General features: G+C 72.3%; 20 protein-coding genes. 9 read left to right on the top strand and 11 right to left on the bottom strand.

Translation table 11 applies throughout. From position 1 onward, the window contains the following. Positions 1–58: 58 nt before the first annotated feature. The 3 genes from AHOG_RS14425 to AHOG_RS14415 form a co-directional block, all read right to left on the bottom strand. Positions 59–5,542: an ATP-binding protein gene (locus AHOG_RS14425; RefSeq protein WP_093944466.1), complete on the bottom strand. Its 5,484-nt coding sequence runs from the start codon at positions 5,540–5,542 to the stop codon at positions 59–61. Between the two features lie 147 nt (positions 5,543–5,689). Continuing rightward, positions 5,690–6,688, bottom strand: a complete 999-nt coding sequence (locus AHOG_RS14420) for a LysR family transcriptional regulator (protein WP_093941815.1) — start codon at positions 6,686–6,688, stop codon at positions 5,690–5,692. Between the two features lie 209 nt (positions 6,689–6,897). Continuing rightward, the gene (locus tag AHOG_RS14415) at positions 6,898–7,518 is read right to left on the bottom strand and encodes a TetR/AcrR family transcriptional regulator (RefSeq protein WP_093941814.1); all 621 of its coding nucleotides are present in this window, start codon (positions 7,516–7,518) and stop codon (positions 6,898–6,900) included. A 530-nt stretch (positions 7,519–8,048) separates the two neighbouring features. On the opposite strand from AHOG_RS14415, the gene AHOG_RS14410 reads away from it, so the two are divergent. The 5 genes from AHOG_RS14410 to AHOG_RS14390 all read left to right on the top strand — a co-directional run bounded on the left by AHOG_RS14410 (position 8,049) and on the right by AHOG_RS14390 (position 13,598). Continuing rightward, on the top strand, positions 8,049–9,242 hold the full coding sequence (locus AHOG_RS14410) for a Cmx/CmrA family chloramphenicol efflux MFS transporter (RefSeq protein WP_093941813.1): 1,194 nt from the start codon (positions 8,049–8,051) through the stop codon (positions 9,240–9,242). A 365-nt stretch (positions 9,243–9,607) separates the two neighbouring features. Then, complete coding sequence (locus AHOG_RS14405) at positions 9,608–10,015, top strand: YciI family protein (protein WP_093941812.1); 408 nt, start codon at positions 9,608–9,610, stop codon at positions 10,013–10,015. Between the two features lie 25 nt (positions 10,016–10,040). Continuing rightward, positions 10,041–11,186, top strand: coding sequence for an RNA polymerase sigma factor (locus AHOG_RS14400; RefSeq protein WP_093944465.1), 1,146 nt, complete (start codon positions 10,041–10,043; stop codon positions 11,184–11,186). A gap of 172 nt (positions 11,187–11,358) precedes the next feature. After that, positions 11,359–11,910 (top strand): TetR/AcrR family transcriptional regulator, encoded by a 552-nt coding sequence (locus AHOG_RS14395; protein WP_093941811.1) that lies wholly within the window; start codon positions 11,359–11,361, stop codon positions 11,908–11,910. 179 nt (positions 11,911–12,089) lie between these two features. Continuing rightward, positions 12,090–13,598, top strand: a complete 1,509-nt coding sequence (locus AHOG_RS14390; RefSeq protein WP_245856795.1) for an MFS transporter — start codon at positions 12,090–12,092, stop codon at positions 13,596–13,598. 413 nt (positions 13,599–14,011) lie between these two features. Here the strand turns inward: AHOG_RS14390 and AHOG_RS14385 are convergent, their stop codons facing one another. From AHOG_RS14385 to AHOG_RS14355, 7 genes are all read right to left on the bottom strand, one after another. Further along, positions 14,012–14,803 (bottom strand): ABC transporter permease, encoded by a 792-nt coding sequence (locus tag AHOG_RS14385; protein ID WP_157736819.1) that lies wholly within the window; start codon positions 14,801–14,803, stop codon positions 14,012–14,014. Then, positions 14,800–15,597, bottom strand: coding sequence for a hypothetical protein (locus AHOG_RS14380; protein ID WP_093941809.1), 798 nt, complete (start codon positions 15,595–15,597; stop codon positions 14,800–14,802). The genes AHOG_RS14385 and AHOG_RS14380 overlap by 4 nt, the downstream gene beginning before the upstream one ends. Next, a complete protein-coding gene (locus AHOG_RS14375; protein WP_093941808.1) occupies positions 15,594–16,307 on the bottom strand; it encodes an ABC transporter ATP-binding protein in 714 nt (237 codons plus the stop codon). The genes AHOG_RS14380 and AHOG_RS14375 overlap by 4 nt, the downstream gene beginning before the upstream one ends. An 85-nt stretch (positions 16,308–16,392) precedes the next feature. Then, entirely contained in the window at positions 16,393–17,064 is a 672-nt protein-coding gene (locus AHOG_RS14370) for a response regulator (RefSeq protein WP_245856792.1), read from the bottom strand. Beyond that, a complete protein-coding gene (locus AHOG_RS14365) occupies positions 17,061–18,221 on the bottom strand; it encodes a sensor histidine kinase (RefSeq protein ID WP_157736818.1) in 1,161 nt (386 codons plus the stop codon). Before AHOG_RS14365 ends, AHOG_RS14370 begins: the two co-directional genes overlap by 4 nt. An 838-nt stretch (positions 18,222–19,059) precedes the next feature. Further along, entirely contained in the window at positions 19,060–19,686 is a 627-nt protein-coding gene (locus tag AHOG_RS14360; RefSeq protein WP_093941806.1) for an NAD(P)-dependent oxidoreductase, read from the bottom strand. Then, on the bottom strand, positions 19,683–20,585 hold the full coding sequence (locus tag AHOG_RS14355; protein ID WP_093941805.1) for an EamA family transporter: 903 nt from the start codon (positions 20,583–20,585) through the stop codon (positions 19,683–19,685). The genes AHOG_RS14360 and AHOG_RS14355 overlap by 4 nt, the downstream gene beginning before the upstream one ends. A 79-nt stretch (positions 20,586–20,664) precedes the next feature. Between AHOG_RS14355 and AHOG_RS14350 the strand changes: the two genes are divergently transcribed. The 4 genes from AHOG_RS14350 to AHOG_RS14340 all read left to right on the top strand — a co-directional run bounded on the left by AHOG_RS14350 (position 20,665) and on the right by AHOG_RS14340 (position 23,598). Continuing rightward, positions 20,665–21,618: a LysR family transcriptional regulator gene (locus AHOG_RS14350; RefSeq protein WP_093941804.1), complete on the top strand. Its 954-nt coding sequence runs from the start codon at positions 20,665–20,667 to the stop codon at positions 21,616–21,618. A gap of 385 nt (positions 21,619–22,003) precedes the next feature. Continuing rightward, on the top strand, positions 22,004–22,507 hold the full coding sequence (locus AHOG_RS29930) for a class I SAM-dependent methyltransferase (protein WP_245856790.1): 504 nt from the start codon (positions 22,004–22,006) through the stop codon (positions 22,505–22,507). Beyond that, on the top strand, positions 22,498–22,890 hold the full coding sequence (locus AHOG_RS29925; RefSeq protein WP_245856787.1) for a hypothetical protein: 393 nt from the start codon (positions 22,498–22,500) through the stop codon (positions 22,888–22,890). The genes AHOG_RS29930 and AHOG_RS29925 overlap by 10 nt, the downstream gene beginning before the upstream one ends. A gap of 411 nt (positions 22,891–23,301) precedes the next feature. Next, the gene (locus tag AHOG_RS14340; RefSeq protein WP_093941803.1) at positions 23,302–23,598 is read left to right on the top strand and encodes a TetR/AcrR family transcriptional regulator; all 297 of its coding nucleotides are present in this window, start codon (positions 23,302–23,304) and stop codon (positions 23,596–23,598) included. An 81-nt stretch (positions 23,599–23,679) separates the two neighbouring features. Here the strand turns inward: AHOG_RS14340 and AHOG_RS14335 are convergent, their stop codons facing one another. Next, a complete protein-coding gene (locus tag AHOG_RS14335) occupies positions 23,680–24,642 on the bottom strand; it encodes a helix-turn-helix transcriptional regulator (protein WP_093944462.1) in 963 nt (320 codons plus the stop codon). Between the last annotated feature and the right edge of the window lie 469 nt (positions 24,643–25,111).

Below are 25,111 nucleotides of genomic sequence, written 5' to 3'. Positions count from 1 at the left end.
CCCGGTGGTCCGTGCCGCCCCGACGAACGGAGGCGACGCGGACCACACGGTCAGCCGGTCACACCCCGCCGATGGCCTCGATGATCCTCGGACGCAGCTCGGCCGCACGGACCACGGCGTCCACCGAGCCGACCTCGATCGCCCGCTGGACGCTGTGCACCCGGTCGAACTCGGTGGCCACGTCGGCCAGCTTCTCCGCACGCACCGCCGACCGCACCTCGGCCAGCGTCGCGCTCAACTCGGCCCGCTCCGCGCCCGCCGCCGCCCCGAGACGCGCCTCCAGGTCGGCGACCCGGGGGTCGGCGGCGGTACGGCGGTTCACCTCACCCGCGAAGACCACCGCCGCGGCGGGGGCGCCGCCGAGCACCGAGGCGAACGCGCCTTCCACGGCCAGGACCGTCATGTTCGGATTGAGGGCCTTGGAGAACACCACGAACGCGCCGCCGTGATAACGGGAGATCACGCAGAACACGATCGGACCCTCGAAGTTCACGATGGCCCGGCCGATCTCGGCGCCGTACTCCAGCTGCAGCCTGCGCATCGACTCCGGGGAGCCGTCGAAGCCCGACAGGTTCGCCAGCACCACCAGCGGCCGGTTGCCGCTGGCCGAGTTGATCGCCCTGGCCGCCTTCTTCGCCGAGCGGGGGAACAGCGTGCCCGCGGTGTAGGTGTCCGGGCCGTCGGTGGGAGGGAACCCGCGGCGAGCCACCGAACGGGACTCGATGCCCAGCAGACACACCGGCCTGCCGCCCAGGTGTACGTCCTGCACCACGGCGGTGTCGGCCTCGGCCATGCCCGCCCAACGCTCCAACGCCGCATGGTCCTGGTCGGCGACCGCCCGCATCACGGTGCGGATGTCGAAGGGCTTCTTGCGATCCGGGTTCGCCGTCGCCGAGAAGATCTCGCCGACGGTGGTGAAGTCGCTGCCCTCCACGGCATGCGGGAAGTCGGAGATGTCCCGGTCATGCGGATCGGTGGTGCCCGCGTGTCGCGGTCCCGTCTCGCCCGGTGCGACGTAGGTGTGCTCGTAGTGGGCCATCAGCACGTCGCGGGCCGCGGTCAGGTTCGGCGCCCAGTACTGGGCCTGCCCGTTCGGTCCCATCACCCGGTCGTAGCCGCCGATGCCGAAGTTGTCCTCCGCCGAGACTCCGCCGGAGAAGTCCAGGGACTGCTTGCCGGTCAGCACCATCGCCGAGTCCGGTGTCATCACCAGGATGCCCTTGGTGTGCATGAGCATCGTGGCCTCGGCGTTCCAGTAGGGCTGGGCGCCGACGTTGATGCCCGCGACCACGATGTTGATCTCGCCGCCGTCCTGGGTGAAGGTGACGATGCGCTTGAGCGCGGCGGCCACCCAGTCCATGTTCTCCGTGCCGGACTCCATCGAGATGCGGGCCCCGGAGGACAGGGCGAACCACTCCAGGGGGACGCGCAGCCGTTCGGCGAGGTCCAGCGCGGCGATGACGCGCGCGCACTCCGGTTCCGACAACGCCCCCAGTGACTTCGTCGGGTCGCCGAGCAGCACCACGCGGGACACGCCCTCGGGGTGCAGGGCGGTCGGGGTGGTGACCACGCCCGCCACCAGGGCCGCGGTGTTCCGGCCCGCCGGCCGGTTCACCGGGACGAGCACGCCGTCGTCGGACAGGTCGTGCTCGACGAAGCCGCCGCGGGCGCCCGCGAGCATGCCGGTGAGCTCGTAGGGGTAGACGGTGCCGCGCCTGCTGGCCCGCAGCACCTTCTGTCGGTAGTCGTCCAGCGGCTCGACCAGTCCGGTCGGCCGGTCGCCGACCTCCAGCCGCATGCCCGACTCACCGTCGTAGCCGATGCGCACCGCCATGTCGGTCAACTCGCCGCTCTCGCGGTCGCGCTGGCGAGCGAGGAACACGACCTCCTCCAGACCGGCGCCCGTGGTGGTGGGCAGGATGCGCTGGGCGACGGTGGTGAGGTCCTCGTAGGTCAGGTCGCTCGGCGGCCAGACGTAGATCAGCACCCGGTTGGTGTCGAAGCGCTTGTTCGCGGGGCGCCCCGACTGCACCTTGCGGATCGCGTCCAGACAGCCCGCCAGGGTGTCCTCGATCGACGGCAGCGCCACCAGCCTGCCGTCGCCGTCGCGCAGCGGGCTGAGGTCCCGGACCTGGGCGAGGGCCACCAGCCGTTCGTCGGAGGGATTCCTCGGTGCGACGCAGCGGAACAGGTACACCTCCTCGTCGGCCGAGGGCAGCCGCGTGAGGTCGAAGTTGCGCAGCCGCTCCAACTGCATCCGCTGGGCGATCAGCGGGTGCAGGCCGCGGATGAGTCGTTCCTCGGCGATCCCGGTGGACGACGGGCGGAACGTGAAGTGGTGGTGCATCACCGCGCCGCTGCGACCGGCGACCGTGGTCGTGACCCGGCGAACCTGACTGAAGAGCTTCTGGGAGGCCAGCACCTCGCGAAGCTCGGCGGCCATCGCGTCCGGGTCCTCCGGCTGGTCCGCCCAGGTCAGGTAGATGTCGGCGACCACGTCGTCGGTGGGGGCCAGGTCGTCGATGGCCCGCACGGCCGCGGGCAGCGACGCGAAGTCGACGGCCGTGGTCAGCACCGCCGACCGACCGGTGTCGTCCTGGTGATCGGCGACGACGAACGTGCAGCCCGCGATCTCGGTGGCGTGCAGGTCGTGCAGCGCCTTGTTGCCGTAGTACCGGCGGGTCAGCACCTCCAGCATCGGGGCCAGTCCGGCGCCGCGCCTGCCGATGCGCTGGCCGAGCAGTCGCACGAGGGGTTCCGCGCTGGCCACCATCGAGGCGATCCGCTCCGCGCGGTCCGGTGCGTCGGGGTGGGCGTCCAGGTAGGTGAGGTGCTTGCGGACGCTCGCGTAGATCTGTGCCCGGTTGCGTCGCAGCATCGGCTGGGCGAACCAGCGGAAGACGACGGACCGGGCCAGGTCGGCCACGGCGGGGAAGCGGACCTGCGTGGCGGCGACGAGGTGTTCCAGCGCCAGGCCCGCGGGCTCGCGCAGGGCCTCGCCGGGGGGCGGTTCGGTCAGCCACCGCCGCAGCAGCATCGTCACCACGGCCACGTCGGTGGCCGCGCGCCGCTGCGCGAGGAAGATCCGGAAGACCGCGTCCTCGAGTTCGGGGGTGTGCTCCAGGTCGGGCACGCCGTAATGGCCGAGGACCCTGGTGAGCCGCTGTTGGAACTCGGCGGGCAGCCCGGCGCGGTCGGCGTCGAGGCTCTGCAGATAGGTGTGGAAGTACTCGCGGGGGCTGTGCACCTGGGTCTCGGGGGTGCCCTCCGCGCCCGCGGGGCGGTTTCGGGACAGCTCCGACAGGTCGGCGAACACGCCGAGCAGGGCGATCTCGCCCGCCAGCGGCCTGCCGTTGCCCTGGGCGACCTCCGCACGTGCCGAGGCGTAGTCCTCCATCACGCGGGTGCCGTCGTGCGTGTCGGCGTCGTAGCCGAGCAGCAGGGACCGCAGGTCCCGCAGTCCCGCCGCGACCCGGTCGGCGGCGGGGACGTCGACGGGCGCGGGCGGCAGGTCGATCTCGGTGACGGCGGCGGTGTCCTGCTGGGCGCCGGAGTCGGCGGCGTCGCCGAGCGGCTCGAGCCACAGCAGCGGAGCACCCGTCTCGACCTGGCTGCCGACCGCGACGGGGCGTTCCCGCAGCCGGGCACGGAACGGGGCGCGCAGCACCGTCTCCATCTTCATGGCCTCCAGCACCAGCACCGGAGAGCCCGCCTCCACCTCCGCGCCGACCTCCAGCGGCGTGGCGACGACCAATGCGGGGGAGGGGGCGCGCAGGACGCCGCCTTCGTCGTGGCTGATGCGGTGGGCGACACCGTCGACCTCGACCAGGTGGGTGGGCCCGTGTGCGTTGACGACGAGCCGGAACCGGGTGCCGTTGACGATGAGGTGGCCGGTGTGCCGGTCGAAGCGTTCGATCTCGACGTCGGCGGGACGCGGTGTTCCGTTGCCCGCGGCGATCGCGACGCGGAAGCGGGTGGGAGCCACCCGTCCGACGTGCACACGGTATCCCGCGCCGCGCAGCTTGAGTTCCAGCGCGCGGTCGGTGTCCAGCTGGACCTGTGGCCTGCCGCCGTGCGCGGTGGTCAGCAGCCGTTGACGGGCGACGCTCTCGGCGTCCTCGTAGGCCTCGATGGCGGCGGCGGCGAGTGCGACCGCGGAGCCCTGCCGGGCCACGAGCCTGCCTTCGGCGCGGACCCGGTCGATCCAGCCGGTGTCGGCGACGGCGTCGATCACCTCGGGCTGGTTCAGCAGGTCCAGGACGAAGCTCTTGTTGGTGGCGCCGCCCGCGATGATCACCGTGGTCTGCGCCATCGCGCGGCGCAGTCTGCCCAGTGCCTCGTCTCGGTCGCGGCCGTGCGCGATGATCTTCGCGATCATCGAGTCGAAGTCGGCCGGGATGGTGTCGCCCTCGCTGACCCCGGTGTCGACCCGGATTCCGGGGCCCGCGGGCAGTGCCAGCCGGACGATGTGTCCCGGCGCGGGCGCGAAGTCGCGATCCGGGTCCTCGGCGTTGAGCCGTGCCTCGACGGCGTGGCCGCTCTCGGCGGGCGGCCTGCCCTCCAGCCGTCCCCCCGATGCGACGTGCAGCTGTGCTTTGACCAGGTCGAAACCGGTGGTCAGCTCGGTGATGGGGTGCTCGACCTGCAGGCGGGTGTTGACCTCCAGGAACGCGAAGATCTTCTCGCCGGGGTGGTACAGGAACTCCACGGTGCCCGCGCCCCGGTATCCGACCGCCAGGACGAGCCGCTCGGCGGCGGCCTTGAGGTGGTCGGCCTGCTCGCGCGTGAGCACCGGCGACGCCGACTCCTCGATGATCTTCTGGTTCCGACGCTGCACGGAGCAGTCCCGCACGCCCAGTGCCCACGCGGTGCCCCGGCCGTCGGCGATCACCTGGACCTCGACGTGTCGGGCGCCGGTGACCAGCCGTTCCAGGAACACCACGCCGCTGCCGAAGGCCCGTTCAGCCTCCATCCTGGTGCGTTCGTAGGCGTCGGCGAGCTCTTCGGGGGAGGTGACCTTGCGGATGCCCCGGCCGCCGCCTCCTGCGGTCGCCTTGAGCATCAGCGGATAGCCGATCTCCTCGGCCGCGCGGACCGCGGTCGCCAGATCGTCCACCGCGCCCCGGCTCCACGGCGCCACCGGGACGTCGACCTCCTCGGCGAGCAGCTTGGAGCCGATCTTGTCGCCGAGCCTGCGCATGGCCTCGGCGGACGGTCCGACGAAGGTCACGCCGATCCGCTCGCACAGCTCGGCGAACGCGGGGTCCTCGGCGACGAAGCCCCAGCCGACCCAGGCCGCGTCGGCGCCGCTGTCCCGCAGCGCTCGTTCCAGGACCGCGTGGTCCAGATACGGCCGCGCGGAGGCCGGGCCGAGATCGACGGCGTGGTCGGCCTCCCGGACGAAGGTGGCCGTGCGGTCGACGTCGGTGAAGAACGCGACGGTCTCGATCCGCGTCCCGGTCTCCGCGGAGAGCTCCCGGACGGCATGGATCAACCGCATCGCGGCCTCTCCCCGGTTGACGATGGCGACACGACTGAACACCGACCGAGCCTCCTGCACTAGACATGTGTTGGGCGGACGCACCCACTCCCACCATGAACACTCTCGTGTAAGGGCGGGTAAAGAAATGCCGTCACCGACCGTGCCTCGTGCCCGAACTTGTGGGAACCAGCCAAAAAGTGACCCCGATCACCTGGTTGCGGTGGGTGGGGAGGGGTCACGAGGGGTGACGGCCTCGAGTGGGCGTCCGGGCGATCCCAGGTGGCCGAACCCGTTATCGAGACCGAGTCGGTCACGCAGTGTCTCGGGGAGTACGCAGGCGGTCTCGATGAGCATCTCGACGAAGGCCTCGGTGAGTGGATCGGGGTCGGGACGGGTGTAGGCCGTCAACGAGCGGCGCACCGGCGGGTCGGGCCGTAGGACCAGACCGTCGAAGGCAGGCGGGACCATGTTGGCGGGTACCAGCGCGGGACCGAGTCCGGCGGAGGCCAGCACCGGGGCGGCCGCGGTCTGTTCCGTGCGCACGGCGGCCGCAGGCCGGAAACCCGCCTCGCCACAGGCCTGGTCGACCACCTCGGCCAGGCCGTTGCCCGAGGCGTAGTGCACCCACGTTCGGTCGGCCAGCTCCGCGAGATCCACACGGCGGGCGCCGTCGGCGCCCGCCGGATCGTCCGGAGGCAGCACGACGACGAACTCCTCGTCGCCGAGCATCCACACCGGACCGCTCCACCGACGCGGCGAGGGGCCGACGGCCAGATCGGCACCGCCTTCGGTCATCGTGGCGACGAGCTCCTCGGTGTGCCGGTGTTCCGACAGGCTGATCTGGACGTCGTGGTGCCGCTGTCGCCAGCGGCGCAGCACCGGGGGCAGCACGCCGAGGCCGACGGAGTACACGGCGGCCAGTCGCAGTTCACCCTGATCCAGGCCCGAGACCTGCCGGGCCGCACAGCGGGCCCGGTAGGCGTCCGCGAGCGCGGCGCGGGCATGCGGCAGCATCGCCCGTCCTGCCGGAGTCAGGCGGACCGAGCGGGGGAGCCGCTCCACCAGCGGGCCGCCTGACAATCGTTCCAGGATGCGCATCTGGTGCGACAGCGCGGGTTGGGTGACGTGCAGCTGTTCGGCGGCCCGCGTGAAGGAGCCGTGATCGGCGACGGCGACCAGGTACTCGAGCTGACGCAGGCTGACCATGAGCAGTGAGTCTATGGACGTGACAGTCGGCTGCGGCGTGTCGCCGTGGGACTTCCGGTGTTCCGCCGCCGCGGACTCGAGGATCTCGCGTTCGGCCTCGTCTCGTGTGCTCCGAGCCCCGGTGGTGACGTCGGTCGTCGCCGGGCGGCTGCCCGCGATCGACGCCGACCGCGCCCGGGTACGGCGTTGGATCGTCGCGCCGCGGCCGGCTAGTCGTCGGCGGGTTCGTCGACCCGGCCGGGCACGGCGAGCATGGCCGTCTCGGCCAGTGCCGTCAGCTCGCGCGTGGTGGCGCCGTCCCGCGCGCGCTGCGACATGCCCTGGATGACGGCGGCCAGATACGAGGCCAGTGTGGACACGTCGGTGTCGTCGGGCAGCTCCCCGACGGCCACGGCGTGTCCCAGTCGCTGTTCGAAGACGGCGAGGTTGGCGTCGCGCAGCTCCCGCAGGCGCGCGGCGACGTCGGCGTTGGCGGGGGAGCAGTTGGCGGCACCCGAGATCACCAGGCAGCCGGGCGGCACGGTGGGATCGGTGTACTCGACGGCGGCCTCCCGCAGCATCCTGGCGATACCCGTTCGGACGTCCGGCTCCTCGTCCAAGGCCCGCAGCATGAACGCGCCCCTGGTCCGGCGGTAGGTGGTGACGACCTCCTCGAACAGGGTCTTCTTGTCACCGAACGCCGCATACAGGCTGGGCGGCCGGATGTTCATGGCCTCGGTCAGCGCGCCGATCGAGGTCGCCTCGTACCCGTGCCGCCAGAAGAGTCGGGTCGCCGCGGCGAGGGCGGCCTCCCGGTCGAAGGCCCGAGGTCGTCCACGTGTCGCTGCCATCGGCCCAGGCTATAGCGTCCGCTACAGAACGCCGGGGCGGTCTCGGGCGTCCCGTGTCCGATGCTCGGCAGACGGGACGCGGCCGGGCCCCACCGTCATGCCCCCGCGCCCGGGAGGCACCACGACGGTGGGAGCACGCGGAGCAGGGCCGGTCGACGAGGCGGATCGACACGGACGGAAATCCGATGGACGCGCGCGGGCCCGCCCGGCTAGCCTTCCGCCGTGTCCAGCCCCGAGGCGTCAAGACGCAGGCCACCGGCTCTCCGGTGGCTTCCTGGTGCTGCCGTCGACGCACGGCCTCTCTGAGGCCGCGTGGGCTCGCTGTGACGTGATCACCGCCGCCACCGGGGCGCCGTAGCGCGCTTCCCGTCCGACCTCGATCGCGCGTCGCCCCTGTGACGCCGCGAGGTCTCGCCGCGCGCGGGATACGCGGGTCTGCGCGGTCGACGGCCTGCCGTCGTCGACTCCCGACCCGCTTGTACCCCGCCGACGCCCCGTCGTTTCCTCGATGTGGTTCTCGGAGTCTTGTCATGCCCTTCACGATCCATCTGCTCGCGCTCGCCGTCTTCGCCCAGGGGACGTCGGAGTTCATGCTGGCCGGGCTCGGCCCGGCCATCGCCGCCGACCTGGGTGTGTCCATCCCCGCCGCAGGGGCGCTGACCTCGGCCTTCGCCGTCGGAATGATCATCGGCGCTCCGCTCATGGCCGTGGTGAGCCTGCGCTGGCCTCGTCGGCGCGCGCTGCTCGCCTTCCTCACCGTCTTCCTGCTCGTGCACGTCGTGGGCGCGCTCACCACCAGTTACGAGGTCCTGCTGGTCACCCGGGTGATCGGGGCGCTGGCCAACGCGGGCTTCCTCGCGGTGGCGCTGGTGACCGCGACCGGGCTGGCGGGTCCCGGTGCCAAGGGCCGCGCCACCGCCACACTGTTGGGCGGAGTCACGCTCGCCTGCGTCGTGGGGGTGCCCGCCGGGGCGCTGTTGGGGCAGGTCTGGGGCTGGCGTTCGGCGTTCTGGGCGGTGGCGCTGGTGTCGATGCCCGCGATCGTGGCGATCCTGCGGGCGGTGCCCGCCGGCGGCGCCGACGGCTCCGTGCCGAGCGCGCGTCGGGAACTGCGCGCCCTGCGTGATCCGAGGCTGGGGACGGTCCTGGCATTGGCCGCGCTGGTCAACGGGGCGACCTTCTGCACGTTCACCTACCTCGCCCCACTGATCACCGACGTGGCCGGTCTCGGCGAGGGTTGGGTGCCCGCCGGGCTCGCGCTGTTCGGAATCGGTTCCTTCCTCGGGGTGACCCTGGCGGGTCGGATCGCCGATGTGCGGCCGGTCCCGCTGTTGACCATCGGAGGGACGGTGTTGTGCCTCGGGTGGGTCGTGCTCGCCCTGTCGGCGGGCAGCAGGTCTGCGGCGATCGCGCTGATCCTGGTGCAGGGCACGCTGTCCTTCGCCGTCGGCTCGACCTTGGTCTCCCAGGTGCTCTACGTCGCGGTCGACGCGCCGAGGCTGGCGGGCGGGTTCGCCACGGCGGCGTTCAACGTGGGCGCCGCGCTCGGTCCGTGGCTCGGCGGTGTCGCCATCGACGCGGGGCTCGGTTTCCGTGGCCCGGTATGGGTGAGCGCGCTGCTGACGGCGGCGGCGCTGATCGTGGCCGGTGTCGCCTGGATCGTCACCGGCGGGACGGGGGCGACGGCGAGGCCGTCATCCCGTCGCGGCGCCGCCACCGGCTGACGTCTTGGCTGGTCGCGGGGCGCGGACGTCTACGGCGTGACGTCGACCCGACGAGCGGCCGTCGAGGTCGTCGCCGGGCCGGTCGGAAGGTGGTCCGACCGGCCCGGCCCCCGGCTCGGCGTCGCAGGCGCGGGCAGGATCGCGCCGTCGACTCATACGACCGGTCACCGCAGCGCGCACGAACGGAGCCGATGACGAGATCGGCGGGCGGAACGCTCTGTCGGCAGGCGCTCCGAGCGGGTCGGACGGCGACGCCCGAAGATTCTTCGAAGAAGTCACGGCGAGGATGTCGAGACCGGCCCGGCGGCTCCGTCCCAGAGCGAACGCGGCCGTCGGGGCCGTAGGAGCGACAAGGGAGAGTCGACATGGCGAGGTATCTGCTTCTCAAGCACTACCGGGGCGCACCCGAGGCGGTGAACCCGGTTCCGATGGATCAGTGGAGTCCCGAGGAGGTACGCGACCACGTCCGGTTCATGGCCGACTTCGCCGATCGGCTGACGGACACGGGCGAGTACGTCGACAGCCACGCCCTCGCCGAGGAGGGCACCTTCGTCCGGTACGACGGCGAGGGGCGCCCGCCGGTGACCGACGGGCCCTTCGCCGAGACCAAGGACCTGATCGCGGGCTGGATGATGATCGACGTGGACAGCTACGAACGCGCGCTCACGCTCGCGGGTGAGCTGTCGGCGGCCCCCGGTGCGGGCGGCAGGCCGATTCACGAGTGGATCGAGGTGCGCCCGTTCCTCACCGCGCCGCCGACGATCGCGGAGTGATCGGGACGCCGGAGAGAATCGTGTGATGAACGAACTGCTGCTGCGGGAGTTGACGCCCGCGGTGATCGGCGTCCTCGTCCGTCGCGGAGTCGACTTCGCGACCGCCGAGGACGCCGTGCAGGAGGCACTCGTCCAGGCCGTGCTGACCTGGGCCGACGGACCGCCCGACGATCCGAGGGGCTGGCTGATCACGGTGGCCTGGCGCAAGTTCCTCGATCTGCGCCGTGCGGAGGTCTCGCGTCGCGACCGCGAGCAGGCCGTCGACGCCGAACCGCCCGCCGGGCCCGTCGAGGACGTCGACGACACGCTGCGGCTGTTCTTCCTCTGCGCACATCCGTCGTTGACGCGGGCGTCCGCCGTCGCGCTCACACTGCGGGCCGTCGGGGGCCTGACCACCCGGCAGATCGCCGCGGCCTGGCTGGTGCCGGAGGCGACGATGGCGCAGCGGATCAGTCGGGCCAGGCGTCGGGTCGAGGGTGTGCGGTTCGAGCAGCCGGGCGAGGCGTCGACGGTACGTCGGGTCCTCTACCTGATCTTCAACGAGGGCTACACCGGGGAGGTGGACCTGGCGGCCGAGGCGATCCGGCTCACCCGGCAGCTGGCGTCGCTGACCGACGACGCCGAGACCCGGGGGCTGCTGGCGTTGATGCTGCTGCACCACGCGAGGCGACCGGCCCGTATTCGGCAGGACGGCAGCCTGGTCCCGCTGGCGGACCAGGACCGGTCGCGCTGGGACACCTCGCTCATCACCGAGGGGGTGGCCGTCCTGCAGGCGGCGCTGGCACGCGATCGGTTGGGGGAGTTCCAGGCGCAGGCCGCGATCGCCGCGTTGCACGCCGACGCGCCGCGCGCCGAGGAGACCGACTGGCCGCAGATCGTCGACTGGTACGACGAGCTGCTCCGCCTCACGCGGAGCCCGGTCGTGCGACTCAATCGGGCCGTCGCGATCGGCGAGGCCGACGGCCCGGCGGCAGGCCTCGCCGCCCTGGCGGCCGTGGACGCCGGCCTGCCCCGTCGCGCCGCCGCGGCGGCGTACCTGCACGAGAAGACCGGTGATCTCGCGAACGCGGCGCGGCTGTACGCCGAGGCCGCCCGGTCGGCCGTCACCCTCCCTGAACGACATCACCTTGCCGAGCAGGCGGCGCGGATCAGGCAGACGCTGCGTGGGTGAGGTCGGCGGTCGTCGCGCTCGGCGGTGGCGGCCCGCGACCGGGACGAACGGCGCGGAGCCTTCCCGGGTCGGGCGGGGTGTGCCCGGACGCCGCCGGGGCGGAGATCGGCCGGTGTCGCCGCGGCGACGATCACACCCCATTACTGTACCTTCCGGAAGGTACAGTAATGGCATGAGGCCGAGCGCGAGGACCGCGATCCTCGATGCCGCCATCCGGGTCACCGAGCGCGCGGGCATCACGGGATTGACCATGGACGCCGCCGCCGAGGAGGCAGGCGTCACCAAGGGCGGCCTGCTCTACCACTTCCGCACTCGTGACGACCTGTTGCTGGCCATCCAGCGGCGGCTCGTCGATCAGTGGGAGGCGCGGCTGCTCGCCGAGCTGGGCATGCCGCAGGACGAGGCGACGCCACGGCAGCGGGCCGCCGCCTACGCCCGACTCAACCTGAGCGACCAGATGAGCAGCACCGCCGAACTCGCCTTCATGGTGGAGGCGGCGAATCACCCGGCCCTGGCCGAGGTGTGGAACGACCTCGCGCGACGCTGGGTGCCCGCGCCGACCTCCGTCGAGCCCGCCACGCTGGATCTCTTCATCGCCCGGCTGGCCTCGGATGGGCTGTGGTTCCTCGAGGCCACCAAGGCGGTCCCGCTGACGCCCGCCGTCCGGGATGCGCTGACCCGACGCATCGCCGCGCTGACCGCGCCGCCCGGCCTTCAGGCTTGACGCCGGATCGGATTCCGAGCCGCCCCGTCCCGAGGCGGGCCGCGGTCGATCCCGGCCGCACCGCCCCCGAGCAACCGCACTCCGGTGCCCGTTCGAGCGAGTCGAACCCGTCCGCGGCCGCGTCCCGGCCCGCCACACGTCACGAGGACGGCCCCCGAAAGAAAGTCGTCGAACACCTGATGCCCGCACACCGTTGGACCGTGCTGCTGACCGTCTCACTGGGACTCCTGCTGATCTCGGTGGACATGACCGTCCTCTACACCGCTCTGCCCACGCTGACCGCCGATCTCCACGCCGACGCCTCGGAGAAGCTGTGGATCATCAACGCCTATCCCCTCGTCATGGCGGGTCTGTTGATGGGCGCCGGGACACTCGGTGACCGCGTCGGGCATCGACGGATGTATCTGACGGGTCTGCTGGTGTTCGGCGTGGCGTCCGCGGCCGCCGCGTACGCGACCTCGCCCGCGATCCTCATCGCCGCGCGGGCGTTCCTCGCCGTCGGGGCGGCGGCGATGATGCCCGCCACGCTGTCGCTGATCAGGACCACCTTCGATGACGAGCGGGAACGCAACATCGCCATCGCGATCTGGGGTTCGGTCTCGGTCTGCGGCGCCGCGCTCGGCCCGATCGTCGGCGGTCTGCTCCTGGAGCACTTCTGGTGGGGATCGGTCTTCCTGATCAACCTGCCGATCGTGGTGGTCGCGTTGGTCCTCACCGTCCTCGTCGCACCCGGCGGCGGGGGAGCCGGCGCCGACAAGCCATGGGACCCGCTGGCTTCGGTACAGATCATGGTGGGGCTGGTCGGGCTGGTCTACGCGATCAAGGAGGCGACGAATCCGGCACCGTCGCTGTTCGCCGTCGGCGTCGCGACGCTCGCGGCCGTGCTCGGGTTCTGGCTCTTCGTGCGGCGGCAGCGTGGCCGGGCCTACCCGTTGATCGACTTCGCCCTGTTCCGGGACCCGCGCATCCTGATCGGCGTCGTCGCCGCGGCCGCCGCGATGTTCACCACCGCGGGCGTGCAGCTCATCCTGTCCCAACGGCTGCAGCTGGTCCTCGGCGACAGCCCGTTGCAGGCAGGCCTGATCCTGGCCGCGTTCGCGCTCGGCTCGCTGCCGGTGGGCGTCCTGGCCGGGGCGAGGCTGCATCGGGTGGGCGCGCGAGCACTCATCACCGGCGGGCTGCTGACCTCGACGCTGGGGGTGGCAGGTCTGCTCCTCGTCGGCACCGTCGGCAGGCTCGCGGTGGTCCTCTGTCTCGTGGTCATCGGCGCGGGCGTCGGCGTGGCGATGACGGCGGCCTCCGCGGCGATCGTGGGTAACGCGCCCGCACATCGCGCGGGAATGGCGTCCTCGGTGGAGGAGGTGTCCTACGAACTCGGCAGCCTGACCGGAGTCGCCATCCTGGGCAGCGCGCTGACCTCGGTCTATGCCCGCGCCGTCGTCCTGCCCGCCGGCACCCCGGCCGAGGCGGCCGACGGGATGGACCAGGCCCGCGCGGCGGCCGCGGGAATGCCCGCCGAGCAGGCGGGGCCGCTGATCGACGCCGCCGTCTCGGCATTCGACGGGGGCTACCGCGTCACCCTGGCGATCGCCTGCGCCGCGCTGGCCGCCGCCACGGTCTTCAGCCTGTCGTACCGGCGCCGCCGCGTGGGCGTCGCCGCGCCGACCTCGGCGGCGACCGGCCGCTGAGCGCCTCGACACCCGACGGCACGGTCGCACCGCGCGCGGGACCGGAACGGACGGGATTCACCGGGCCGGACACCGAGCCTTCGGCGGTGCGACGGTGGCTTCCACCACTCGGTGTCCGCCGCAGCCGGCGCGGCACGGCCGAGGAGGTACCGCCCGTTCCGGGAAACTGTGTGCAGGCGGGCGGCCTCAACGGTGTAGTCACCACGGTGCGCCCTCGTCGCCCGGCGAGACGTGCTGCCCGATGCCGGGCGATCCAACCCCCTCGGGGCCTGCGGCTCCCCGCTCTCGGTCAGTTCCCGGCCGAGTTCCGCGGAGAACTCGCACAGCGCCTTGGTATTCGAAGACCGGTCACTCGCGGCGACCTCTCGCGGCGGGCCCGACGCGACTGTGCCGCCGGAGCCGCGCCTCCCGGATCAGGCGCCGCTGACGTCTCGGCGGACGAGACATCGACAGGCCGCGGCGACGAAGGCCCCCGCCCAGCCGAGCAGGACGAGCCAGGCGGTGTCGGCACCGAGCGCGACGGACGGGTCGATCGGAGTGCCCAGCCCGCTCAGAGCGGCTTCGTGCGGAAGCAGCCGCACCACGGTCGGCAGCACGCCCTGGAGCATGGGCGAGAGCAGGATCGGGATGGCGAAGAGCGTGGCGACGGGGACGACGACACTCCGTGTCACGACGGCGAAGCCCCAGCCGATCAGGCTGAAGAGCAGATGGACGGCGACGGACGCGCCGAATCCCGCCGTGACCTCGGCTGCCGTCAGGACTCCGGCCGAGAGGTCGGGGAGATGCCGCAGGAGGTGGCCGGGACCGAGGACGGGGACGGCGGCGAGGACGCCGAGCACCGCCGCTGCCATGGTCTTCGCCGCGGCGAGCCTGGTGCGGTTCGGCACGGCTGCGAGGCTGACACCGAGTTGTCCCGCTCGGTACTCGTCCGCGACACAGACGCCGACGACCAGGAAGGCGTAGACCGGCGACAGGAGCAGCGTCCCGAACTGTCCGATCGAGACCTCACCGTCGGGCCCGGCGAAACGCAGAGTGTCCGTCGCCGCGAGCGCGCCCAGCAGTGATGCGGCCAGGAAGGCGACGACGAGCGCGATCCACACCGCAGGCAGGGTGCGGGCCTTGCCGAACTCGGCGGACAGCACGTCGACGAATCGGACGCTCGTCGTCGGCTCGTTCCGCGCCACCCGCCGCGCCGAGCCCCTCACACGTCCCTCCTCGTGAGGACGACGGCCGCGACGCCGATCGTGCCCGACGCCCAGCAGACGAGCACGATCAGCGCGTGCGTCGGGCTCGCGGTGAGCTGGTTGAGGCCGGGGTCCAGCAGCAGGTTCCGCCCCGCGCTCAGCGGCGTCAGCGCGTCCAAGGTCGGGGACACGCGAGTCAACAGCTGCGTCATCGTCGACGCGATCAGCGCGACCGTGCCCACGATGCCCACCAGGGTGCTGCCCGCGATGACGGTGAGCGCCAGGCCGACCAGCGAGAACAGCACCGCGAACGCCAGGAACCGTCCGTTGATCAGCAACGCCTCCGGGGAGAGCAGCAGGCCTGGATTCCAGTCGCGGATCACGGTGTAGGTGACAACGGTGCTGATCACGGTCATGAGGACGGCCACCAGGAGCAGGAACATCGCGGTGGCGAAGACCTTCGCGGTGAGCAGCAGCCCTCGGCTCGGGGTGGCGAGCAGCGTCGAGGCGAGCTGGCGCGATCGGAACTCCTGCCCGGCGATCACGGCGGCCAGGGCGGGCAGCAGCAGGCTGAGTTGCAGCGACGACGCGCCGAGCAGGCCCAGGACCGCCTCATCCACCGGTTGCGGACTGCCCACGAACAACTCGACGAGGCCGTCCTCGGTCCGGTTCTGGATCGCCTCGGCGGACAGTCCCGCCGACGGGACCAGCACGAAGACCTGAAGGGCCAGGACGAGCCCGGTGAAGATCCAGGACACGGGCAGGGTGATGATCTTGGTCAGTTCGGATCGGATCGCGGCGAGCACGGCCGTCACCGTTCCGATCCGCGCCGGTCCGCGGTGAGAGCGAAGAACGCCTCCTCTAAGGACCGGTGTCCGGCGGTCACCTCGACCAGCGGTCCCTGAGTCACGATCCGTCCACGGTCGATGACGACGACGTCGTCCACGGTGTCGGCCGTCTCCGTCATCAGATGGCTGGACAACAGCACCGTCCGACCCGCCGCCGCGTAGTCGCGTAGAAACGTCCTGATCCAGCGGATCCCCTCGGGGTCGAGACCGTTGACCGGCTCGTCGAGAATGAGGATCTCGGGGTCGCCGAGCAGCGCCGCGGCGATGCCCAGCCGCTGCCGCATCCCGAGCGAGTACTTCCGCACCCGCCGTCGCGTCGCGTGGGCGAGCCCGACGACCTCCAGCACCTCCGCCACCCGCCGCCCGGGGAGACGGTTGGACTGGGCGATCCAACGGAGGTGGTCGATCGCCCGACGTTCCGGCACCGGCCCCGCGTCGTCCAGCAGCGCGCCCACCGTGCGCAACGGGTGCCTGAGCTCCCGGTAACGCATGCCGTCGATCAACGCGGTGCCGCTGGAGGGGCTGTCCAGGCCCAGGATCATCCGCAGGGTGCTGGACTTGCCCGCCCCGTTGGGTCCCAAGAAGCCTGTGACGCGGCCCGGTCGCACGGCGAACGTGACGTCGTCGACTGCCGTGGTGTTCCGGTGGTGTTTCGTCAGCTGAAGAACTTCGATCATGTGCGTACTCGTCTCATCGCCGTCGGCTGGTGCGGTCAGCCTGCGGCAGCCGTGCCCGTGCCCGCGTCCCCCGGAAGTAGACAGCTCAGCGCGGTTCGTGGAGGAGCCCGGCCTCATAGGCGAGCACCGCCAGCTGCGTGCGGTCGCGCACGTCGAACTTGAGGAACATCCGTCGCAGGTACGTGCGCACCGTCTCCAGACTCAGGAACAGCTCGTCCGCGATCCGTTGATTCGAATAGCCGCGCGCCACCAGGCGGACGACCTGCAGCTCGCGTTCGGAGAGCGGCTGTCGGGTGAACACGTGGGGTCGCGGCGGCCTCGGCGGCGCGAGCCTGCGCATCAGTCTCGCGGTGACCTCCGGCGCGAGCATGGCGTGACCCGCGTGGACGGTGCGCACCGCCCGCAGCACCTCCGGCGGGGAGGCGTTCTTCAACAGGAAACCGGCGACACCCAGCGCCAACGCCTCGTGCACGTAGTCGTCCAGGTCGAACGTCGTCAGCATGATCACCCGGATGCGGTCGGTCGCCCCGAGGACTCGCCGGGCCGCCGCCAGCCCGCCGCCCGGCATCTGCACGTCGAGCAGCGCCACGTCGGGGGTCGACGCCAGGATCCGGTCGGCCGCCTCGATGCCGTCGGCCGCCTCCCCGACGACCCGGAGACCGGCCGTGCGGTCGAACAGCTTTCGGTAGGCGGCGCGGAAGCGGTCGTCGTCATCCGCGAGGAAGACCCGGATCGGCACGGCCTCGTCATCGGTCACCGGGCACCCGCCGACGGCAGCCGTGCCTCGACCTCGAAGCCTCGACCGGGCCGGTTCCGCCACTCGACGGTGCCGCCCACGAGCCGAGCGCGTTCCCGCATCCCCGTCAGGCCGAAGCCGCCCGCCGCGAGGTTCGGCATGCCCGGCCCGTCGTCGCGGACGCGCACCACGAGGACGTCGCCGTCCTGGCCGAGTTCCACGGTGCAGGCCGCGCCCGGCGCGTGACGCACGACATTGCCGAGCGCCTCCTGGACGATTCGAGTCGCCACCATGCCGGTCGCCTCGTCGACCGACGGGGGCACGGCGATCCGCGAGGCGACGTCGACTCCGGCCGATCGCGTCGCGTCGATCAGCGCGGGCAGGCGGCCCAGGCCGCCGCCCGTCGCAGCCGCTCCGGCCGACGGTGCGGCGACGGCCGGGTCGGTCCGCAGCGAACCGACGAGGACCTGCATCTCCTCCAGGGCGTTCCTGGCGTGCCCTTCGATGTCGGTCAGCGCGTCCCGAAGTTCCCGCTCGTCGGCGTCGGGCAGGGCCCGGATCACGCCCGCCTCGGCGCCGATCACACCGAGCGCGTGCCCCACCACGTCGTGGACGTCACGGGCGACGTCGAGCTGCAGTCGCGCGGCCCGTTCTCGTGCCTGGGCACGTTCGACCGCCACGGCCGCGTCGATCTGTCGTCCCACGGCGACTCCGGCCAGCCAGGCGACGCTGAGCGCCGCGGCCGCGATCACCAGCCGCTGCACCGTGTCGTCCGGTCCCGCCACGGGCATCCCGATCGTCATCGCCGCGGCCGTGGCGATGACGAGACCGACGACGAGGGCGCGGGAGCGGTCGCCCCGCGCGAGGGCGACCGGATAGAGACACCACGCCGCGGCCAGCATCGGGTCCTGCGTGACCTCCAGGACGCCTGCGACGATCGTCGCGGCGGCCGCCGCCGCGGCGGAGAGCCTCGGGTGCCGCCTGCGCGTCTGCATCGCCGCCCCCGCGACCACCGCCGCCGCGACGCCGACGACGATCAGCCACGGCGCGGGCGCCCCCGCGATGGAGGGCAGCCAGAACACCCCGATGACCACGAGCGCGGCGGCCGCGTCCAGCAGCATCCGGGAGAGTCTCGGCCTGCCCGACACGGTGGGGTCGGCAAGGATGCGGTCTGCCACCGCACCGGTTCTACACGGCCGACCCGAGGGGCGAGGCAGGCGGTCGATCCGCCGCCCGGACCGGGGTGAACGGACTCGTGCGCGACGGTCGGGCGACAGTCCGTTCGGCCCACGGCTCCGCCACCGGCGCCACCGGGGACACGGCCGGGGTCCGGCCTCGGCGGTGCTGTCGGCGACGGCGCGGGTTCGCCGCGGCGGAGGCGCCCTTGAAGCAGCCGAGGAGCCTTCGGCCGCGCGTCCCGTGCGTGGACTATCACGTCGAGCCACGCTGTGGGACCGGAGACGTGCAGCCGGTGGAAGCGGATGTGCCCAGGTCGTCGATGCCGCCCGCGACGGCGAACCGATCGGAACGCGGCGCCGCCGGGTCCGGGTGTCTCCGCCGGTACGGGAGCGCCAGATCGGCGCCACGGCCGGTTGATCAGGTGGCCGACAGCGCCGTCGCAGCCGGTGCTTGCGGCCGTGACAGCGCCTGCGGCGTGGCGGGACCGCGACGACAGGCACGCCGCGGCAGGCCGGGAGCACGGGAGCCGCCACTCGAGTCAGCGGTGCGCGGACCGTCCTGAACGGGCATGGGCGGACCAGGAGACGGACACCGCCTGCGGTCGTCCGGCGTGCCTCCTGTGGACGCGGAACCACGGCGGTCCGAAGCCGGTCTTCCAGCTCCTCATCCAACCGGTGCTCGACGATCGACGTCGCACGCCGTCCAGCACCGGCCCGACAGGCGTCCCCGTCTTCGACTCGCCCGCACGTCGCAGGCCGCTCCCGCCTGCCGACCCGACACGGCGGCCGTCGTCGTCGCGAGGCGCCGCACCGACGAACTGCTTCGGAAGGCCCGGCGTCAGTAGCCGACGGTGATGTGTCGATTCTCGCCGGGCCTCTCCAGCTCGTCGACGACGGCGATCGCGAAGTCCTCGGCCGAGATCCACGATCGACCGTCGGCCGCCACCATCAGGCCGGTGGTCCCACGTCGGTAGCCGCCCGTGCGCGCACCGGGTTCGAGGAGCGCGGGCGGGCTCAGGTAGACCCAGTCGGCGTGATGGGCCCGGCAGACGTCCAGCTGCACGAGGCTGGCGGCGGCGATGGTCCGCACGAACGGCGGCACGAATCGGTCGTCGTCGAACACGAGTCCGCCTCGAGGGCTCAGCAGGGGTGCCGCCCCGCCGATCAGCAGGGCACGAGTTCGGGCTGCCACGGCCGCGTCGAGCAGGGCGGTGGTCGTCGCCGCGACGGTGTCCTCCGCGCCGGGGGCGGGGCGGGTGGCGCCGACGATCGCGTCGGAGCCGCCGAACAGACTCGTCATGTGGGCGACGTCGGCGGCGTCGCCCTGGACGACGGACACCCCGGCGGGCAGCGACTCCGGCCTGGTCCGACGGACGACGGCGGTGACGTGGTGCCCTCGGTCGACGGCCTCGCCGACGACGCGAGAACCGGCCATGCCCGCGGCTCCGATGACGGTGATCTTCAACTGTCGTTCCTCTCCTTGACGGTTCTCGGGGTGATCTGGCCCGCGACGATCGCGGCGAGCGCGACGGCGAAGCCGAGCAGTTGGACGGGACCGAGCAGCTGGCCGAGCAGGACGGCACCGAGCAGGGCGGCGATCATCGGCGACAGCAGGGTGAGCACGGCGACGGAGGTGACCGGCAGCGTGGTGATGCCGCGGAACCACAGGATGTAGGCGATCAGCCCACCGGGGATGCCGAGCCAGAGGTAGCCGAGCAGGGCGCCCGCGTCGACCGCGGGCGGCGGCCCTTCGACGAGCAGCGTCACGGGCACCAGCAGCAGCCCGCCCGCGGCCAGCTGCCACCCGGCGAACGCCGTGGAGCCGACGCCATCCGGGCGGCCCCAGCGTTTCGTGAGCGTCACGCCGAGGGCCATCGCTCCCGCGCCGCCGAGACCTGCCGCCACGCCGACCACGTCGAAGGCCGCGTCCGGTCCGAGGACCACCAGCCCGACCCCCGCGATGCCCGCCACACCCCAGCCGAGCGTCCAGGCCGAGACGCCCTGTCCGAGCACCATGACGGCCAGGATCGCCACGAGCAGCGGCTGCGCGGCGGCCAGAGTCGCGGCGACCCCGCCGGGGAGTCGTTCGGCGGACACGAACAGCAGGGGCAGGAACACGCCGATGTTGAGCACGCCCGACGTCGCCGCCTTCAGCCACCACGTCCCGCGCGGCAGGGTTCGGGTGATCGCCAGCGCGATCAGCCCGGCGGGCAGGGCACGCACCAGCGCGGCGAACAGTGGATGCCCCGCCGGGAGCAGTTCGGTGGTGACCACGTACGTCGTTCCCCACACAGCGGGCGCGAACGCCGTCAGTGCGATGCCGGCGAGCCCGGCCGGGATCGATCTCGTCGTCAGGTTCGTCACGAGATCCAGGATCGACGCCCCCGATCAATGAGTCCAACACATGCTTGTCACGTGATCCATCGTGATTCACGATGGATGAATGGAGCTTCAGCAGCTGCGTTACGTCGTCGCCGTCGCGGAGACGAGCAGCTTCACCCGAGCCGCCGAGCGATGTCTGGTCGTCCAGTCCGCCCTCAGCCATCAGGTGGCGAGACTGGAACGGGAACTCGGGGCTCGACTCTTCGAGCGCACGAGCCGTCGCGTGCGGTTGACGCACGCGGGGGAGGCGTTCCTGCCTGCCGCCCGGCAGTGTCTCGACGCGGCCGAGCGTGCCGCCGCCGAAGTCGCCTCGGCCGTCGGCGAGATCCGGGGTCGGCTCGCCGTCGGGGTGATCCCCACCGTCGCCGCGGTGGACGTCCCGGCCGCGCTGCACTCGTTCCACCAGCGCTGTCCCCAGGTGCGGATCGACCTTCGCGTCGGCCCCAGCGAACAGCTCGTCGAGCAGGTCAAGGACGGCGTCCTGGAACTCGCCTTCCTCGGCCTGCCCGTGACGGCCCGGCCGCGGGGGGTGGAGTCCCGGCCGCTGGCTCAGGACCGACTCGTCGCGGTGGTCGCGCCCGACCATCGGCTCGCGGGGGAGTCCGAGATCGAGTTGGCGCGGCTGGCCGACGAGGCGTTCGTGGACCTCCCGGCGGGAACGGCGGGTCGCGCCCAGTCCGACCAGGCCTTCGCCGCCGCGGGCGTGCACCGCGAGGTCGCCTTCGAGGTGACCACCGTCGATCTCATGATGATCCGCCTCGTGCGACAGGGGCTCTGCGTCGCGCTGCTCCCGTCGAACTACGCGCCGGACCTGACGGGGGTGGTCACGATCCCGGTCCGGGACGCGCCCGAGCGGATCGAGCATCTCGTCTGGACTCGCGCCACCCTCAGCCCGGCGGCGACGGCGTTCCTGACCGCACTGGACATCGCCGTCGACGGGGCGACGCGCGGGCAGCCGACGACACCGGGGTGGCCGGCCGCACCTCGGTGGGACGGTGAAGGGAGGCCGGCGTGACGGAGGGCCAGGCCCCCGGCGGCACCGTGCTCACCGGGCACCGGTCGATCTCCTCGGCATCGCACACGCCCGTGGAACCCGGTCGCCGCCGATCTCGATGTCGTTCTCACGGCCGCTCTTTCGGGATCTCCCCGTCGAACGGCTCGGGCCCGGAAAGAAGCGTCTGCGGAGATCCGGGGCTCGTGACGCTGTGCCCGCGCCGCTCGACGGCGACTCCTCAGGACCAGACAGGGTGACGAGAGCCGATCACGGCCGGGTCTTCGAGGACTACGGTCGGCCCCATGGCGACGCTGCGGCTCTCGTGGCCCGGGACGTCCACGAAGATCGAGGTGACCTCGACAGTCGAGTTCGCCATGACATGGATCACGTGTCGCCTGGCAGCCGTGTGACCAAGGCCGCCTATTCCGAGGAAGTGACCATGACGGACACGCCGACCGTCGGCACGTCCAACACCGACCAGTTCCGTTCCTGGGACGGCGACGGCGGAGCGTTCTGGACCGAGCGGGCCGACCGCTTCGATCAGGGTATGGCCGGCTACCACGGTGGGCTGTTGACCGCGGCCGACATCCAACGGGATTCGGCGATACTGGACATCGGCTGCGGGAGCGGCCAGGTCACCCGCGACGCGGCCCGCATCGCCCAGGACGGCTCCGCGCTGGGCGTCGACCTGTCGTCGACCCTGCTGAGCCTGGCGCGCGCCCTGACCATTGGGGAACGGCTGACCAACGCGACGTTCGTGCAGGCGGACGCGCAGATCCACGACTTCGGCGAGTCGCGTTTCGACGTCGCGCTCTCAGCAGACACGGCACGATGTTCTTCGGTGACCGGCAGGCGGCGTTCGCCAACATCGCGCGCGCCATCCGAACAGGCGGCCGCTTCGTGCAGCTGACCTGGCAGGCACTCGACCGCAACGAGGGCATCAGCACGTTCCGGACCATCGCGTCCGGCGGTCGCGAACTGCCGCCGCCACCCCCGGAGGCGCCGACGCCGTTCTCACTGAGCGACCCCGATCGAGTGCGTCGGCTGCTGCATGAAACAGATTTCACCGACGTCGAACTGACAGGGCTGACCGTTCCCATGTACTACGGCCGTGACGTCGACGACGCATTCGAGTTCATCACGGACCACTTCCCCTCGGCCTTGAACCGACTCGACGACGAATCCCGTGCCCGCGCCCTCGACGCACTCCGAAGCGACGTCGCCGACCACCGCACCGATCGAGGTGCGCTGTACGACGCGGCGCACTGGCTCGTCCACGCTCGACGCACCTGAGCGCACAGGCGACCAGGGTCTTCGATCACCATGAACGCCGCGCGGGGGAGACCCGCTGGCCTTGGCGGCGGCCGCGCGGTCCGGGCACCGTGTCGCGCGCCTGCGGCGGCCGGTACGCGGTGAGGCGGCGGGTCGACTCGACGTCGACGCCGTTAGTCGGACGGAGCCGGCGTCCGCACTGCGCGCCGAGAGACACCGGGGGAACCGCGTCATCGACGCGGCGTCCGGGCAGGCACATCGACGCGACCATCGGCACTGAGCCTCCCGATCGCCCTGGGGCGGCACGCCGCGGCCGCCCCAGCCCTGGTCGTTACCGACCGAGCGGACCGCTGCGCCGGGAACAGTCCTGACCGAGCACACACCGCGAGATGACCAGTCGACCCGAGTCGGCCGTCTGGCGATCTCCGTGGCATGCCCCGACCTGCTCCCGACGCCCGAGAGATCCTCGACGTCACTCAGGCCTCGGTGCTCCGCCACGGCGTGGCCAAGGCGTCGACGAACCACATCGCCAGGGCCGCCGGGGTGTCGAAGGTCCTGCTACACCTGTGTTTCGCGTCGCGGGACGCGCTGCTGGACGCCCTGATCGGTCCAGAGCTCGCCCGACAGCCGCACGTAGTGCGCGACGCCGTGCTCGCCGACGACCGGGGGCCTGCTGTCACCGGCACTCCGCCTCGGCGCTGCGTGACCATCCGCTGCTGTGGATGTTGAAGTCGCTGACGGCCGAGGTCGAGGACGACGCCTGACCGACATGTCACGGCGGTGTCGCACCAGGCGGGGCGAACGGGGCCGCTAGTCGTCGTCCGCCGCCCGTCCGGCCCGACGGCTCCAGCCTCGCAGCCGGGCGCGCAGCTCCTCGGGTGCGTGCACCTCGAACTCGCAGTCCGCCAACAGCAGCCGGGCGGCCAGCCACTCGACGGTGTCCGCGTGCCCACGCACCACACAGCTGGTGTCGTCGATCGCGGTCACCTCGGCGGGATCGGCACCGAGACGACGGACGGCCTCGGCGGCGGGCAGTCGCAGCGTCGCCACCATCTCGTACACCGGCGCCAGGGAGAAGAATCTGCTGGTGACGAACTCGGCCGCGTCCCGGATCGGCGGCTCCCGAGGCGGCACCCGCACTCCGGTGCGCGCGGCGTCGTCGATCCGGTCGACCCGGAAGATCCGCCAGTCGTCCCGTTCGACGTCGAAGGCGGGCAGATACCACCGACGCTCCGCCGCCACCAGGCGATACGGCTCGACGAGCCGCCGTCCGGTGCGCCCGTCCGCCGAGGCGTAGCCGAACCGCAGCCGTTCGCCCGCGATGACGGCGCCCGCGATCACCGCCAGCACCTCCGGACTCACGCTCGCACCGCCGCCCATCGTCATGGGCACCGTCGCCGAGCCGAGTGTGTCGACCCGCTGCCGCAGTCGCGACGGCAGCACCTGGGCCACCTTGGCCAGCGCCCGCAGCGACGCCTCCTCGATGCCGGTCACCGGATGGCCGGTGGCAAGCCGGATGCCCACCGCGATCGCCACGGCCTCCTCGTCGTCCAGCAGCAGCGGCGGCATGGCCTGTCCCGCGCGCAGGCGATAGCCGCCGATCGGTCCCCTGGCGGCCTCGACCGGATAGCCGAGCTCGCGCAGCCGATCGATGTCGCGTCGCACCGTGCGGCGGCTGACCCGCAGCCGCTCGGCCAGCTCGCCGCCCGGCCACTCCCTCGGGGTCTGCAACAGCGACAGCAGCCGAAGCAGCCTGCCGGAGGTCGAACTCATGACCGACAGTGTCGACCCGGAGCCCGACATCCCCGGCGGCGGACCTCCTTCGTCGCCGAACCACGGCGGCCGGAGCGCCCGCGGACGTGCGTGTTCGGTCGGCGCGGGCGGCCGGACAGGTCGCACCGCGGCCGCCGGCGGACACGATCCGGCCACTGCGGAGGATCTCCGCCCGTCCGACGACCCGCCGATCCGGCTCGGGGCATCGGCGACCGCATCACCGAGACCGCCTGCCGTCCCGGCTGCGAGACCTGCGGGGCATCGGCCACCGTGCCGACGAACGGTGCGCACCGGCGGCCTGCTTCGGCGGCGTCGGCGGCCGGGGCGGACCCACGTCACCGACCGCGCCGAGACGACCCGTTCGCGCCGCGGCGAGGACGGCCCGCGAGGGCCGGGTCGTCGCCGGCCGCGGTCGGCCGCCTGCCGCCGACCGCAGCCCGTTCCCCGAGACGCGAGCGACGGCCCCCTT

It is taken from the genome of Actinoalloteichus hoggarensis (assembly GCF_002234535.1).
Lineage (GTDB): Bacteria > Actinomycetota > Actinomycetes > Mycobacteriales > Pseudonocardiaceae > Actinoalloteichus_A > Actinoalloteichus_A hoggarensis.
This window is presented reverse-complemented; position numbering and strand designations above follow the sequence as displayed.